This window comes from Hydrogenophaga sp., from assembly GCF_026125785.1.
Classification (GTDB): Bacteria; Pseudomonadota; Gammaproteobacteria; order Burkholderiales; family Burkholderiaceae_C; genus Hydrogenophaga.
Window position 1 is genome coordinate 137616 of the sequence record NZ_JAHCKL010000004.1, and the last position, 13578, is coordinate 151193.

Below are 13578 nucleotides of genomic sequence, written 5' to 3' on the forward strand. Positions count from 1 at the left end.
AAAACTCAGTCCAGCGAGAAGCCGATGCGCTTGATCACCGCGCCATAGGCCTCGGTATCGGACTTGATCAGGTTGGCGAACTCGGCCGCGGTGCCCGTGGCCGGGTCCAGCGACACAGTGGCCAGCCAGCTCGTGATCTTGGGATTGGCAATGGCCTCGCGGAACAGCCCGTTGATCTGCGCGATCACGGGGGCCGGCGTGCCTGCGGGCACGAAGACGCCAAACCAGCTGCCGGCGGTGAAGCCCGGATAACCCGACTCGGCGAACGTGGGCACATCCGGCAGCGCATCGGAGCGCTTGGTCGATGCCACCGCCAGCACGCGCACCTGGCCCGCCTTGACGAACGGCATGGCGCTGGTGAGATCCATCCAGACGGAAGGAATCTGCCCGCCCACCAGATCCTGCATGGCCGGCGCGCCGCCACGGTAGGGGATGTGCGCGGTCTCGATGCCCGCCAGCCCCTTGAAGCGCTCGCCCGCGAGGTGCACCGCGTTGCCCGCGCCCGACGAACCGAAGGTGATCGTGCCGGGCTTGGCCTTGGCCGCGTCAACGTACTCCTTGAGCGTCTTGTAGGGCGCGTCGGCACGGACCATGAGGCCGAAATGGATGCGCACCATCTGCGTCACCGGCACGATGGACGTGGTGGGGTCATAGGCCAGCCTCTTGAACAGGAACTGGTTCATCGCCACGGTCGACGGATCGAAGAATGCCACCGTGTGGCCGTCCGGCGGCGCCTGAATCAGCGCCTGGGCCGCGATCACGGTTGCGCCACCGGGCTTGTTGTCGACGATGAAGGACTGGCCGGTCTTCTCGGCCAGCACCGTCGAGACCTGGCGGGCCAGGTTGTCGGTGGCGCCTCCCGCCGGATAGGGAACGACGATCCTCACTGTCTTGGTGGGGAAGCTGTCCGCCATAGCGGGCAAAGCGACCAGAGCGGCGGCCGCGACAGCGGCCCCCCAGCGAATCCATGCATTTCTCATGACGTGTCTCCTGCAAAAGTTGTCAACCCGTTGAACCACGACCACCACCGGGCTTCCCGCCTGCGCCGATGATCTTCCATCTAACAAACTAACGACCGTTAGTATAAATAGAAAATCCAGACGAATACACCATCGAATCTAGGGAAAACCCTTGGCAGAGAACACTTAAAACCCTCTTAGAAGCTGGGAATCATTAAAACTAACAATTGTTAGCAAATTTCGTCATGAATACCCAAGCTTCCCAAGGCATGGGCAGTCACCTCAGTACACTCGCGTTCGCATTGGAGACCCCGACACATGGCCAAGACCCGCTCCTCCGGCGAAATCACACAGCGCGCGCTGCGTGAAGCCGCCATCCGCCTGATCGCGCAGGACGGCTACCACGGTGTGAGCCTGCGCACGCTTGCCGAGGAGGTGGGCATACAGGCCGCCTCCCTCTACAACCACATCGAGAACAAGCAGCAGTTCCTGTTCGACCTGCTGCGCGCCATCATGGAAGACTTGGTGGAGGAAGTGCAGGCAGAAGTGGCGCAGACCGAGGGCACCCTGGCCAAGGTCTGCGTGTTCGTGGCCAACCACGTTTCATTTCACGCGCGTCGGCAGTTGGAGGTCTACATCGGCACCATGGAACTGCGCAGCCTGCTGCCCGAGCACCGCGCGGTGCAACTTCGCCTGCGCGAGGAACACGAGATGCTGCTGCAAGCGCTCATCGACCAGGGCGAGGCCGAAGGGCTGTTTCGCGTGCCGGACCGGCGCGTGGTGACGTTCGCGATCCTGAGCATGACCACGACACTGGCCAACTGGTACCGGGAAGACGGGCGGCTGTCGGTGCAGGACTTGCAGCGTCTGTATATCGAGCTGGCACTGCGCATGCTCGACGCCAAACCGACCATGCAGGACCTGCTGGCGATCGGCGAGCGTGTGTCCGCGATGAACAACCCCAAGGTCGCTCAGGCGGACGAGGTGCAGGAAGAGAGAGACAAAGCCGCGCCCCGCGCAAAAGCGCCTCGCAAGCTGGGGAGGCGCCGGGCGTAGCGCGGGCCGGCGCGGCTCTGGACATCGCAGCAGAAGAGCTGCTGCTCACCACCGGCCGCGGCCGGCGGCACGGTGGGCCTTACTTCAGCACGACCTGGGTGGCCTGCACGCCCGCCAGACGGATCTGTTCGGCCTGGGCCGGGGTGGGGAAGGTCATGTCCTCGCCGTAGGACAACAGGCCCAGGCGACGGGCCTCGGCGGTCTCCGCGGCCACCTGAGCCCGCGACTTGCCCACGCTGACGTCCGACTTGACCACCGGCGCGATCTCGCCCCGGGCGATCTGCTGCGCGGCGCTCGCAGCTTTGGCTTGTTCCAGCACCGCGGCACGGCTCTGGGTGGACTGGAAAGCGAAGACTTCATTGCCCTGGATGGGGCCTTCGGCAAAGGCGGCGCCGGCGGCGATGGTGAGGGCAACGGGCAGGAGGATGCGGCTGGAGAGTTTCATGATGGTTCCTTGTGAGAGAGGTTGGACGGGTTCTTTGGCGTACCGCCTTGTGTTCGGCACGGATCAAACTGTAGAAACCCAGTCTGTCGTTTCCCGAACGCCAGAATGACGAATTCGTAATCCAGCGAAAGCGGCATTTCCTCGACAATCCAGTTCCATGGGCTGCTCCTTGCACGCCATCCATCCTCCCCCTTCCTCCGATACGCCCCTACTTCCATGCGCGTGCTGGTCATCGAAGACGAATCCAAGCTGGCGGACTATGTCCGGCGCGGCCTGTCCGAGGCTGGCTATACCGTGGACGTGGCGCGCGATGGCATCGAAGGCCGCTATCTGGCGCTGGAAGGCGACTACCAGCTCCTGGTGCTGGACATCATGCTGCCGGGCATCGACGGCTTTGGCGTGCTCTCGGCGCTGCGAGAGAAGCGCAACACACCGGTGCTGATGCTCACCGCCCGCGACCGGGTGGAGGACCGGGTGCAAGGCTTGCAGGCCGGTGCCGACGACTACCTGGTCAAACCCTTTGCCTTCTCCGAACTGCTGGCCCGTGTCGCTGCGTTGCTGCGCCGAGGTCCCGCGGCCACGGAGGCAACGGCGGCCCATGCCCGAATGACCGTGAGCGACCTGGAAATGGACCTCATCAGCCGCAAGGCCTGGCGAGCGGGCCAGCGCCTGGACCTGACCGCCAAGGAGTTTGCGCTGCTGGCACTGCTGGCGCGGCGCAAGGGGCAGATTCTTTCGCGCACCACCATCGCCGAACAGGTGTGGGACATGAACTTCGACTCCGACACCAACGTGGTCGAAGTCGCGGTGCGCCGCCTGCGCTCGAAGATGGACGACCCCTTCAAACCCAAACTGCTGCACAACGTGCGTGGCATGGGTTATGTGCTGGAGGACCGCACCGCATGAACACGCACGCCCTTGACTCGCCCTTGAAGGGAGAGGCACGTCCCGCATCCCCCCCCTGCCATTACTCGATCGGCAAGCGCCTGTCGCTGCTGCTGGCGCTGCAGACCATCGTCGGGCTGGGCGTGTTGCTGGCGGTCATCTATGGCGGGACCTACATGCTCTTCAAGACCAAACAGGAAGAGGAGCTTCGCGCCTACTCGACCGTGCTGGTCGAAGTTCTGCGCGATGCCGACGCCAAGGGTGGCGAGGCCGAGATGCTGCACAAGCTCGAATGGCTGGCCGAGCGTCGCCCAGGCACTTTCGTGCAGATGCTGCGCGCGGATGGCACCGAGTTGTACCGCGACGCCGCCCCGACCTTCAATGTCGAGCGCGCGCCTTCCCGCGAGCAGCGATTCGAGGTGCCTCGCGCGGACGGGACCGCCCCGCTCACCGGACGTCTGGTGATCGATTGCACGCGCGACGCGCAACATGGTCAGCGCATCGCGTTGCTGCTGGTGCTGGCCACACTGGCCGGTGGTGGCTTCGTCGCCTGGGCGACGTACTGGCGCGTGCGCTGCAGTCTACGGCCCCTGCTGGACCTGGCGGCGCAAACCCGTGCCATCGACGTGGGCCGCCTCGACCAGCGCCTGACCTTGCCCGAGCCGGTGGAGGAACTGCAGCCGCTGATCGAGCAGTTCAACGGCCTCATGCAGCGCGTGGAACGCACCTACGCACAACTGGAAGGCTTCAACGCCGACGTGGCACACGAACTGCGCACGCCGCTGGCCAACCTTATCGGCCAGACCGAAGTGGCGTTGAGCCGCGAGCGCAGCGCAGCCGAGCTGGAAGATGTGCTGGTCTCCAACCTGGAGGAACTGCAGCGCATGGCGGGTATCGTCAATGACATGCTGTTCCTTGCCCAGGCCGACCGCGGCGTGAAGGCACGCCGTGGCGCGCCGGTGAGCCTGGCACAGGTGGTCAGCCAGGTGGTGGAGTTCCATGAGGCACCGATCGAAGAGCAGCAGCTCAGCGTGGAAGTGGAAGGCGATGCCCGCATCGCGATGGACGAACCCCTGGTCAAGCGCGCCCTCTCCAACCTGCTGGGTAACGCCATCCGCTATGCCGAAAAGGGCTCCCGCCTGGGGGTCCGTATCGTGCGCGAGTCGGGTGACAGCGTGCGGCTGTGGGTGGAAAACGTCGGCCCCGCGATCGCCCCGGAGCATCTGCCCAGGCTGTTCGACCGCTTCTTCCGCGCCGACGCCGCCCGCTGCGAACTGGAGAAGCCGCACCACGGCCTGGGCCTGTCCATCGTGGCCGCCATCGCGCGCATGCACGACGGCTTCCCGGCAGCGGAGTCCAGCGAGGGCACCACCCGCGTCGGCTTCAGCCTGCAAGCCTGAGGGCGCGGCGCCGCCGCCTCAGTTTTCCGGCAGGAACAGCGCCTGAAGGTCGCTCAGGAAATCGAAACCGCGCTCGCTCGGGCACACACGGCCCGCCTCGCGCTCGATCAGACCCTGGGCCGCAGCCTCCTTCAGCGCCGGTTCGATGCTGGACAGCGGCAGACCGGTGCGCTCCACGAAATCCTGCAGCGCAAAGCCTTCGCGCAGGCGCAAGGCATTGAGCATGAATTCAAACGGCAGGTCGGCACGGCGCACGTCCTGCGCACTGACCACCGCATCCCCCGCCAATGCGCGTTCCATGTACAGCCGAGGCTCGCGCGCGCGCACCAGCCGCGCCACGCGGTGCGCGAAGCTGAGTTTGCCGTGCGCGCCCGCGCCGATGCCCAGGTAGTCGCCGAACTGCCAATAGTTCAGGTTGTGCACGCAACGGTGGCCATCGCGCGCATAGGCCGAGACCTCGTAGCGTTGAAGGCCCGCCTGGCCGGTGAGCTCCGTGATGCGGTCCAGCATGGCCCAGGCATCGTCTTCTGGCGGCAGCTCGGGCGGGTACTTGGCAAACAGCGTGTTCGCCTCCAGCGTGAGGTGGTAAACGGAGAGGTGCGGCGGCGCGAAGGCGAGCGCCGTGCGCACGTCTTCCTCGTTGTCGGCGAGCGTCTGTCCCGGCAAGGCGTACATGAGATCCAAATTGAACGTGTCAAAGGCTCCGGCGGCCTCTTCCACCGCCGCCAGCGCCTGCGCGCGGTCGTGCACACGGCCCAGAGCCTTGAGGTGGGCATCGTTGAAGCTCTGCACGCCGATGGACAGGCGCGTCACACCGGCCTGGCGAAACGCCTTGAAGCGCGCTTTCTCGAACGTCCCCGGGTTGGCCTCGAGCGTGATCTCCGCATCCGCCTCCAGGCGCACGCGGGCCCGCACGTCACCCAGGAGGCGGTCGATGGCCTCAGGTGAAAACAGGCTGGGCGTGCCGCCACCGATGAAGACGCTGTGCACCGTGCGGCCCCAGATCAGTGGCAGAGAGGCCTCCAGGTCGGCACGCAGCGCGTCCAGGTAGGCCGCTTCGGGCAAAGGCTCGCCCGGCGCTGCGGTGGCATTCCATTCGTGCGAATTGAAGTCGCAGTACGGACACTTCTTCAGGCACCAGGGCAGGTGGATGTAGAGCGACAGCGGCGGCAGGCTTTGCAACTGCAGGGTGCCTGGGCGCATCCAGTGGCGCGGATCGTTCCAGGCCGGCGAAGGTGCCTCGGCGCCTGGCCGTTCGCCACCAGGCCAGGGCAGTGGCACTGGCCGGTCCGCACTCATGGACCGCGGCCACCGGCAGCGGGCGCGAACCATTGCTCGCGCATCAGCTCCAGCATGCGTTGCGCCGCACGGCCACGGTGGCTGTTGGCGTTCTTCACGTCGGTGGGCAACTGTGCAAAGGTCTTGCCGAATGCGGGCAGAAACATCACGGGGTCAAAGCCAAAGCCGTTGTCACCGACCGGTTCGCGCGTGATCAGCCCGGGCGCACGGCCGGTCGCCACCAGGGGCTCCGGATCGTCGGCGCTGCGCAACGCCACCAGCGTGCTCACCAGGGCAGCCCGGCGGTCATCAACATCGGCCATCTGTTCCAGCAAGGCGCGCACATTGTGGGCATCGCCCTTGGGGTAACCGAAGCGCGTGGCATAGAAGGCTGTGTCCACACCGGGCAGCCCGCCGAAGGCGTCCACACAAAGCCCCGCGTCGTCCGCGAGCGCGGGCAGCCCGCTCTCGCGCGCGGCATGGCGTGCCTTGGCCAGGGCGTTCTCCACGAAGGTGCGGTGCGGCTCCGGCGCTTCAGGAATGCCGAGCTCGGCCTGACGGACCAGTTCAACACCCAGCGGAGCGAACAAGGCCTGCAGCTCGGCCAGCTTGCCCGGGTTGTTGGAGGCGAGAACCAGTTTCATCCCTGGGCCAGCGCCTGGCGTTGCAGCGCGATCAGTTCGCCAATGCCCTTCTCCGCCAGGGACAGCAGCGTATCCATTTCGCGGCGCGTAAAGGCAGCCCCCTCGGCCGTGCCCTGGACCTCCACGAAATGGCCGGCGCCGGTCATCACCACGTTCATGTCGGTGTCGCAGGCCGAATCCTCCACATACTCCAGGTCCAGCAGCGGCGCGCCTTGCAGAATGCCCACCGAGATCGCAGCCACGTGATCGCGTATCGGCGAGGCCGCCAGCTTGCCACTGGCCAGCAAACGGGATACCGCGTCGTGCGCGGCGACAAACGCCCCCGTGATGGCGGCCGTGCGGGTGCCCCCATCGGCCTGAATCACGTCGCAGTCAAGCGAAATGGTGCGCTCCCCCAGCGCCTTGAGATCGAACACCGCCCGCATCGAGCGGCCAATGAGACGCTGGATTTCCTGCGTGCGGCCGCTCTGTTTGCCCTTCGCGGCTTCGCGGTCACTGCGGGTGTGCGTGGCGCGCGGCAGCATGCCGTATTCGGCCGTCACCCAGCCTTCGCCGCTGCCCCGCTTGTGCGGCGGCACTTTCTCTTCCACGGAAGCGGTGCACAGCACGCGCGTGTGCCCGAACTCGATCAGCACCGATCCCTCGGCGTGGATGGTGTAGTGGCGCGTGATGCGCACGGGGCGCAAGGCATCGGCAGCCCGTTGGCCTGGTCGGGAGAAATCACTCATGTTGGAACCTGCTTGATGGATACGCACCGCGACGCGCACTGGAGACACCAGGCTCGACGCACGCGGAATATGTCAGAGATTGCGTTCGGCCGTGCGGCGGATCGCGGCATTGATCTCGGCGATCGAGCGTTCGATCGCTGCATCGTCCATGTCCTCGATGCTCGGATCCGGCACGCCGGACTGGATGGTGGAGGCGAAAACGCCATCCTCGATGTCCTCGGTGGAGACCCGCGTGGCCTGGAATTCGTCGGCGGTTTCCCACTCCATGGCCAGCACGGTCACGTTGTCGCAGCGCGGCCCGCCACGCTTGAGCGCCATCTCGACCAGTTCGGGCACCGCATGCTCCAGCGGATGCCGCGAGAGTTCAGCGGTGATTTCCTCGTCGGCCACCGTGCCCCACAGGCCGTCCGAACACAGCAGTACACGGTCACCCTGCTGCAACAGCACGGGACCCGAGAGGTCGAACACCGGCTTGGCCGGCGACCCCAGGCAGGTGAACAGAATGTTGCGGTTGATGTGGTCCGTAGAGCGCCCCAAGTGGGCCTGCTGCTCCATGTAGGAATGGTCTCGCGTGCGCGTCAGCAACTGGCCATGGCGCACCACGTAGAGGCGCGAGTCACCACAGTGCACCCAGTGCACATGGCCGCGCTCCATGACAGCCGCCACCAGCGTGGTGCGGGGCGTGTCCAGCATGCCTTTTTCCGCCGCGTAGCGAATGATCTGGTGGTGCGCTGCCATCAGGGCACTGGAGAGGAATTCCGGCACCTCCTTGACGGTGGGATTCGCTGCCTTCTGGAAGTAGGCGGAGAAGGTCTGCAACGCGAGCTGGGCCGCCATCGCGCCTTCGGGATGCCCACCCATGCCATCGGCCAGCACGAACAGCCCGGACTCGCGCGTGTAGGCATAGCCCATGCGGTCCTCGTTCCGCTCCCGACCTCCCTGACGGCTGATCTGGTAGACCGAGAACTTCATCGAAACTTGGTGCCCGCGGCGGTGGACTTGCGCATGGCCTTCTTGTTGTCCGACACGATGTTGTCGAACTGCAGCCGCATTTTTTCGGCCACGGTGAGCTTGGTGTAGCTGCGCTCTGTTTCGCGGCTGAGTTCCTTCTGGAGCGCAAACACCGACTGCGGCCTTGAGAGCGGGTCCAGCGACATGCACCACTCCACCACCTCGATGAGGTTGTCGGAGTAGACCCCCCGCAGGCGGGACAGCGCGAGCGAGAGACGGTCTTTTTCCAGCCGCTGCGGCGCATCGTTGGGCGGATAGCCTTGCATGCTGGCGTAGATGCAGGCGCCGATCGCGTAGATGTCCGTCCACGGCCCCATGGAAGAGTCACGCCGGTACATCTCGGGCGCGGCAAAACCTGGCGTGTACATCGGACGGATGAAGTTGCCTTCCTTGCTCAGCACCTCGCGCGCGGCGCCAAAGTCGATCAGCACGGCGCGGTTGTCGTCGGTCACGAAGATGTTGGCGGGCTTGATGTCCAAGTGCAGCATCTTGTGCTGATGCACGATGCGCAGCCCGCGCAGCACCTCGTCGTAGAGCGAGCGGATGGTGGACTCGCGGAACACTTTCTGCTTCTTCTGTTCCCGCGCGGTGATGATGAATTCCTGAAGGGAGGCGCCCTCCAGGAAGTTCATGACCATGTAAACGGTCTCGTTTTCGCGGAAAAAGTTGAGCACGCTCACCACCGACTGGTGGGAAATCTGCGCCAGAGCGCGGCCCTCCTCGAAGAAGCTCTTGAGGCCCAGCCGGTAGAGCGACAGCTTCTCGGGTTGAACCTGCGGCAGCAGCTCGCCCGGCGCCCGCGTGGCCAGCGAGGACGGCAGGTACTCCTTCACCGCGACCTGCTGACCTTCCGTGTCCACGGCCAGATACACCACCCCGAAACCGCCTGCTGCGAGCTTGCGAACAATGCGGTAGCCGCCAATCACGGTATCTGGCGGCAGCGGAGCGGGTTTGACCTTTGACATAATTCGGTTGGTTTCCGGAACGCCTCGTTTTGGACCACTCAACCCGATGGGGCACAGTTCAATGCCAGTTTACAGCATGACCGGCTACGCCACGGCCCAGCTGGGCGGGCCCGCAGCCACTGGCTCAGGCGAGACGGCACGCGAATCCGGACCCGGCCTGGGCCTGGAAATCCGCTCGGTCAACAGCCGTTTCCTCGATCTCGTTTTCAAGCTGCCCGACGAGTTGCGCGCCAACGAACCGGCGCTGCGCGAGCTGCTGGGCACGCGTCTCAAGCGCGGCAAGGTGGAAGTGCGCGGCTGGGTCGAAGGCCGCGCCGACAACCTGCCCCGTCCTCCCAGTGCGCAAGACCTGCAACGCCTGGTCAGCCTTCAGGACAGCGTGCGCAGTTGGCTGCCTGCCGCAGCGCCGCTGTCGGTGGCTGAAGTGATCCAGATCACCTCGCGCCAGCAGGCCCACACGGGCAACCTCAGTGAGTCTCTGGTTCAGTTGGCGCAGACCGCACTGGACGGTCTGGTCGGGGCCCGTGAACGCGAGGGCAAGCGGCTCGCCACCATGCTACTGGACCGCATCGGACAGCTGCGGCAACTCGTCAAAGATGCCCAGCCCCTGGTCCCGCAGCTCGTCGAACAGCAGCGCCAGCGCTTCCTGGACCGCTGGAATGAGGCCCTGAGCGCGGGTGGCGCCGGCGCGTCAAACCAGGCCATCGCCTCCGACATGGCTCAGGACCGGGCCCTCACCGAAGCCACCGCCTTCGCCATTCGCATCGACGTGGCCGAGGAGCTGACCCGCCTGGACTCGCACCTCTCCGAAATCGAGCGTCTGATCAAGAAGGGCACGGAAGTCGGCAAACGGCTGGACTTCCTGATCCAGGAGTTGCACCGGGAAGCCAATACCCTGGGCTCCAAGTCATCGAACCTGGAACTGACCCGCATTTCGGTGGACATGAAGGTGCTGATCGAACAGATGCGCGAGCAGGTGCAGAACATCGAATGACTATGGACTACCCCGGAAACCTGTTTGTCGTCGCGGCCCCGAGCGGGGCCGGCAAATCCAGCCTGGTCAAGGCCCTGATGGAGCTGGATTCCCGTGTGGTTCCTTCGGTATCGCACACCACGCGCGCACCGCGCGGCCAGGAGCTGCATGGCCGTGAGTACTACTTTGTCAGCAAGGAAACCTTCGACCAGATGGTCCTGCAGGACGCCTTCCTGGAATGGGCCCTGGTGCATGGCAACCGCTACGGCACATCCAAGATGGCCATCGAACAGCGCATGGCGCAAGGTGCCGACGTGGTGCTGGAAATCGACTTCCAGGGTGCCATTCAGGTCAAGCGGATCTTTCCGAACGCGGTGCTCATCTTCATCCTGCCACCCAGTTGGGAGGAGCTGCGCTCCCGGCTGGAGCGCCGGGCTGAGGACAGCGCCGAAGTGATCGAGCTGCGGCTGCAGAACGCAGCCAGCGAGATGCTCCATGCCAAGGAATTCGACTTCGTTATAATCAACGAGTTGTTCGAGCGGGCTTTGTTTGACCTCAAAGCCATCGTCCACGCCCAGCGGCTGAAGTTTGCCGCCCAGCGCATCGCCCGCAGCGATACCTTCAAGGCGCTCAACATCCTCTGAATCCACCGTTCAAGCCCGGAGCAAGACCATGGCCCGCATCACCGTCGAAGATTGTCTGGAAAAGATCCCCAACCGCTTTCAACTGGTGCTGGCCGCCACCTACCGTGCGCGCATGCTGAGCCAGGGCCATGCCCCCAAGATCGAAAGCAAGAACAAGCCCGGTGTGACCGCCCTGCGCGAGATCGCTGAAGGCAAGGTGGGTCTGGAGATGCTCAAGAAGGTGCCGGTCTGAGCAGCAACCGCCTGCAGACCCATTGAAGAGAAACACCGCATCGCGGTGTTTTTTTTCGTCTGGAGCCCCTATCCGACATGTTCCGGCGTCTCGCGCTAAAGTACCGGGATGATGCCGACCGCTGACAACGGTACCCTTTCTGCTCCTACCGACCAGGCCAACCCGGCTGCCAGTGCCGCGGCGGCCAGTTTCGCCGCGCTCCTGGGGAAGCTGGATTACCTGGGTGCGGCCGACATCGAGAGCATTCGTCAGGCCTACCGATTCGCGGATGAAGCCCACCTGGGCCAGTTGCGCAAGAACGGCGACCCTTACATCACGCACCCCATTGCCGTGGCGGCGCAATGCGCCGAATGGAAACTGGACGCACAGGCATTGATGGCGGCTCTGATGCACGATGCCATCGAGGACTGCGGGGTCACCAAGCAGGAGTTGGTGGAACGCTTTGGAGCGCCCGTGGCGGAGCTGGTCGATGGCCTCACCAAGCTGGAGAAGCTGGAGTTCGACACCCGGGAGCAAAACCAGGCCGAGTCCTTCCGCAAGATGTTGCTGGCCATGGCCAAGGACGTGCGCGTCATCCTGATCAAGCTGGCCGACCGCACCCACAACATGCGCACCATGGGAGACATGCCACGCTCCAAGTGGCAGCGCATCAGCAGCGAAACACTGGAGATCTATGCCCCCATCGCGCACCGGCTGGGCCTGAACTTCACCTACCGGGAACTGCAGGACCTGGCCTTCCGTTTCCTGCACCCGTGGCGCTATGAGGTACTCGCCAAGGCATTGAACAAGTCGCGCACGCGCCGGCGCGACCTGATCGCGCGTGTACAGCGTGAGGTGGAGGCCGAATTCGTGCGCCACGGCATGGCGGTGCGTATCGTGGGCCGGGAAAAGACGCTCTACTCCGTGTACCGCAAGATGGACAGCAAGCACCTGTCCTTCTCGCAGGTCACCGACATCTATGGTTTCCGCATCGTCGTGCCCGAGTTGAACGACTGCTACACCGGTCTGGGCATCCTGCACCAGCTCTACAAGCCGCTGCCCGGCAAGTTCCGTGACTACGTGGCCATTCCCAAGGTCAACGGCTACCAGTCGCTGCACACCACGCTGATCGGGCCGTTCGGCACCAACATCGAGTTCCAGTTGCGCACACACGCCATGGATGTGGTGGCGGAATCGGGTGTGGCAGCGCACTGGCTCTACAAGGCCAGCGAGCCGGGCAGCGACATGTCCCAGCGGCTGGGCACGCAGTGGCTGCAGTCGCTGCTGGATATCCAGCAGGAAACGCACGATGCATCCGAGTTCTGGGACCACATCAAGATCGATCTCTTCCCTGACGCGGTCTATGTGTTCACACCCAAGAGCAAGATCATGGCACTGCCACGCGGCGCCACCGTGATGGATTTTGCCTACGCGATCCACAGCGACGTGGGCAACCACACCGTCTCCGCGCGCATCAACGGGGAGCAGCGGCCGCTGCGCACGGAGTTGACCAACGGCGACGTGGTGGAGGTGGTCACCGCGGACAACGCCGAACCCAATCCGGCGTGGCTGTCTTTCGTCAAGACCGGGCGGGCGCGCTCCAAGATCCGCCACTATCTCAAGACCGTGGCGCACGAGAAGTCGCAAGACCTCGGGCAACGCATGCTCAGCCAGGCGCTGCGCTCAGAGGGCATTTCGACCTTGCCCGCCGAAGACGGCAGCCATGCGGCCACCTGGGAGAAACTGCTGCGCTTTACCGGCAACAGGTCGCGCGACGAGTTGCTTTCCGACATCGGCATGGGCAAGCGCATCGCCGGCATGGTGGCCAAGAAGCTGGCGGTGCTGCTCTCCGAAACCGGTCTCAAACCCGATGCCCTGCTGATCAGCACCGAGCGTTACGCCAGCGGTCTCGACGAATCCGTCTCCCAGGGCGTGGTGACGCTGGATGGAAGCGAAGGCATGTCGGTGCAATACGCGCCGTGTTGCAAACCCATTCCGGGTGACCGCATCGTGGGCTATCTGGGCCGAGGTGAAGGCCTCGTGGTGCATTCGGAAGACTGCCCGGTGAGCAAGCGCCTGATGCTGCGCGACAGCGAGCGCTTCCTGGAAGTCGAATGGGCCGACGAGCCGGTGCGCTCCTTCGAGACCACGGTGGTGGTGACGGTGACCAATGGCAAAGGCGTGCTGGCACGCGTGGCCACCGCCATTGCCGCGGCCGAAGCCGACATCACCCACGTGGACATGGGCGACGAGCCCGCGCAGACCGCCACGGACATCCGATTCACGGTTGCGGTGCGAGACCGCCAGCACCTGGCGGACGTGCTTCGCAGCCTCAAGCGCACCACCTCGGTCATCAAGGCCCAGCGCTTCAAGCCCTGA

The 13578-nt window shown here is 64.8% G+C and carries 14 protein-coding genes; 7 read left to right on the plus strand and 7 right to left on the minus strand.

The features are described 5' to 3' along the window. Positions 1 to 5: 5 nt before the first annotated feature. Entirely contained in the window at positions 6 to 980 is a 975-nt protein-coding gene (locus tag KIT53_RS06295; RefSeq protein WP_297749353.1) for a tripartite tricarboxylate transporter substrate binding protein, read from the minus strand. A 297-nt stretch (positions 981 to 1277) separates the two neighbouring features. On the opposite strand from KIT53_RS06295, the gene KIT53_RS06300 reads away from it, so the two are divergent. Further along, a complete protein-coding gene (locus KIT53_RS06300; RefSeq protein ID WP_297749356.1) occupies positions 1278 to 2015 on the plus strand; it encodes a TetR/AcrR family transcriptional regulator in 738 nt (245 codons plus the stop codon). A 79-nt stretch (positions 2016 to 2094) separates the two neighbouring features. On the opposite strand, the gene KIT53_RS06305 is transcribed toward KIT53_RS06300, so the two are convergent. Continuing rightward, on the minus strand, positions 2095 to 2460 hold the full coding sequence (locus KIT53_RS06305; RefSeq protein ID WP_297749359.1) for a DUF4148 domain-containing protein: 366 nt from the start codon (positions 2458 to 2460) through the stop codon (positions 2095 to 2097). A gap of 216 nt (positions 2461 to 2676) precedes the next feature. On the opposite strand from KIT53_RS06305, the gene KIT53_RS06310 reads away from it, so the two are divergent. Together KIT53_RS06310 and KIT53_RS06315 are read left to right on the plus strand one after the other, a co-directional pair. Then, the gene (locus KIT53_RS06310) at positions 2677 to 3366 is read left to right on the plus strand and encodes a heavy metal response regulator transcription factor (RefSeq protein ID WP_297749362.1); all 690 of its coding nucleotides are present in this window, start codon (positions 2677 to 2679) and stop codon (positions 3364 to 3366) included. Continuing rightward, complete coding sequence (locus tag KIT53_RS06315) at positions 3363 to 4745, plus strand: heavy metal sensor histidine kinase (RefSeq protein ID WP_297749365.1); 1383 nt, start codon at positions 3363 to 3365, stop codon at positions 4743 to 4745. The genes KIT53_RS06310 and KIT53_RS06315 overlap by 4 nt, the downstream gene beginning before the upstream one ends. An 18-nt stretch (positions 4746 to 4763) precedes the next feature. Here KIT53_RS06315 and hemW read toward each other — a convergent pair whose 3' ends face one another. The 5 genes from hemW to KIT53_RS06340 form a co-directional block, all read right to left on the minus strand. Next, positions 4764 to 5948, minus strand: a complete 1185-nt coding sequence (hemW, locus tag KIT53_RS06320; RefSeq protein ID WP_297749647.1) for a radical SAM family heme chaperone HemW — start codon at positions 5946 to 5948, stop codon at positions 4764 to 4766. A gap of 92 nt (positions 5949 to 6040) precedes the next feature. Next, entirely contained in the window at positions 6041 to 6667 is a 627-nt protein-coding gene (rdgB, locus tag KIT53_RS06325) for an RdgB/HAM1 family non-canonical purine NTP pyrophosphatase (protein ID WP_297749367.1), read from the minus strand. Next, positions 6664 to 7395 carry a ribonuclease PH gene (gene rph / locus KIT53_RS06330; RefSeq protein ID WP_297749370.1) on the minus strand — a complete coding sequence of 244 codons (732 nt, stop codon included), beginning with the start codon at positions 7393 to 7395 and terminating at the stop codon, positions 6664 to 6666. Before rph ends, rdgB begins: the two co-directional genes overlap by 4 nt. Positions 7396 to 7467: 72 nt before the next feature. Continuing rightward, entirely contained in the window at positions 7468 to 8367 is a 900-nt protein-coding gene (locus KIT53_RS06335) for a protein phosphatase 2C domain-containing protein (protein WP_297749373.1), read from the minus strand. Continuing rightward, a complete protein-coding gene (locus KIT53_RS06340) occupies positions 8364 to 9371 on the minus strand; it encodes a serine/threonine-protein kinase (RefSeq protein ID WP_297749376.1) in 1008 nt (335 codons plus the stop codon). The genes KIT53_RS06335 and KIT53_RS06340 overlap by 4 nt, the downstream gene beginning before the upstream one ends. A gap of 61 nt (positions 9372 to 9432) precedes the next feature. Here KIT53_RS06340 and KIT53_RS06345 point away from each other — a divergent pair, with 61 nt between their 5' ends. The 4 genes from KIT53_RS06345 to KIT53_RS06360 all read left to right on the plus strand — a co-directional run bounded on the left by KIT53_RS06345 (position 9433) and on the right by KIT53_RS06360 (position 13578). Continuing rightward, complete coding sequence (locus KIT53_RS06345) at positions 9433 to 10365, plus strand: YicC/YloC family endoribonuclease (RefSeq protein WP_297749379.1); 933 nt, start codon at positions 9433 to 9435, stop codon at positions 10363 to 10365. Positions 10366 to 10367: 2 nt separating this feature from the next. Next, a complete protein-coding gene (gene gmk / locus KIT53_RS06350) occupies positions 10368 to 10988 on the plus strand; it encodes a guanylate kinase (protein WP_297749382.1) in 621 nt (206 codons plus the stop codon). 28 nt (positions 10989 to 11016) lie between these two features. Continuing rightward, positions 11017 to 11220, plus strand: a complete 204-nt coding sequence (gene rpoZ, locus KIT53_RS06355; protein ID WP_086119124.1) for a DNA-directed RNA polymerase subunit omega — start codon at positions 11017 to 11019, stop codon at positions 11218 to 11220. Positions 11221 to 11328: 108 nt separating this feature from the next. Beyond that, positions 11329 to 13578 (plus strand): bifunctional (p)ppGpp synthetase/guanosine-3',5'-bis(diphosphate) 3'-pyrophosphohydrolase, encoded by a 2250-nt coding sequence (locus tag KIT53_RS06360; protein WP_297749387.1) that lies wholly within the window; start codon positions 11329 to 11331, stop codon positions 13576 to 13578.

Coding starts and splice junctions, on each gene's coding strand:
- KIT53_RS06295 (WP_297749353.1), bottom strand. CDS start 980: ATGAGAAATGCATGGATTCGCTGGGGGGCCGCTGTCGCGGCCGCCGCT.
- KIT53_RS06300 (WP_297749356.1), top strand. CDS start 1,278: ATGGCCAAGACCCGCTCCTCCGGCGAAATCACACAGCGCGCGCTGCGT.
- KIT53_RS06305 (WP_297749359.1), bottom strand. CDS start 2,460: ATGAAACTCTCCAGCCGCATCCTCCTGCCCGTTGCCCTCACCATCGCC.
- KIT53_RS06310 (WP_297749362.1), top strand. CDS start 2,677: ATGCGCGTGCTGGTCATCGAAGACGAATCCAAGCTGGCGGACTATGTC.
- KIT53_RS06315 (WP_297749365.1), top strand. CDS start 3,363: ATGAACACGCACGCCCTTGACTCGCCCTTGAAGGGAGAGGCACGTCCC.
- hemW (WP_297749647.1), bottom strand. CDS start 5,948: ATGCGCCCAGGCACCCTGCAGTTGCAAAGCCTGCCGCCGCTGTCGCTC.
- rdgB (WP_297749367.1), bottom strand. CDS start 6,667: ATGAAACTGGTTCTCGCCTCCAACAACCCGGGCAAGCTGGCCGAGCTG.
- rph (WP_297749370.1), bottom strand. CDS start 7,395: ATGAGTGATTTCTCCCGACCAGGCCAACGGGCTGCCGATGCCTTGCGC.
- KIT53_RS06335 (WP_297749373.1), bottom strand. CDS start 8,367: ATGAAGTTCTCGGTCTACCAGATCAGCCGTCAGGGAGGTCGGGAGCGG.
- KIT53_RS06340 (WP_297749376.1), bottom strand. CDS start 9,371: ATGTCAAAGGTCAAACCCGCTCCGCTGCCGCCAGATACCGTGATTGGC.
- KIT53_RS06345 (WP_297749379.1), top strand. CDS start 9,433: ATGCCAGTTTACAGCATGACCGGCTACGCCACGGCCCAGCTGGGCGGG.
- gmk (WP_297749382.1), top strand. CDS start 10,368: ATGGACTACCCCGGAAACCTGTTTGTCGTCGCGGCCCCGAGCGGGGCC.
- rpoZ (WP_086119124.1), top strand. CDS start 11,017: ATGGCCCGCATCACCGTCGAAGATTGTCTGGAAAAGATCCCCAACCGC.
- KIT53_RS06360 (WP_297749387.1), top strand. CDS start 11,329: ATGATGCCGACCGCTGACAACGGTACCCTTTCTGCTCCTACCGACCAG.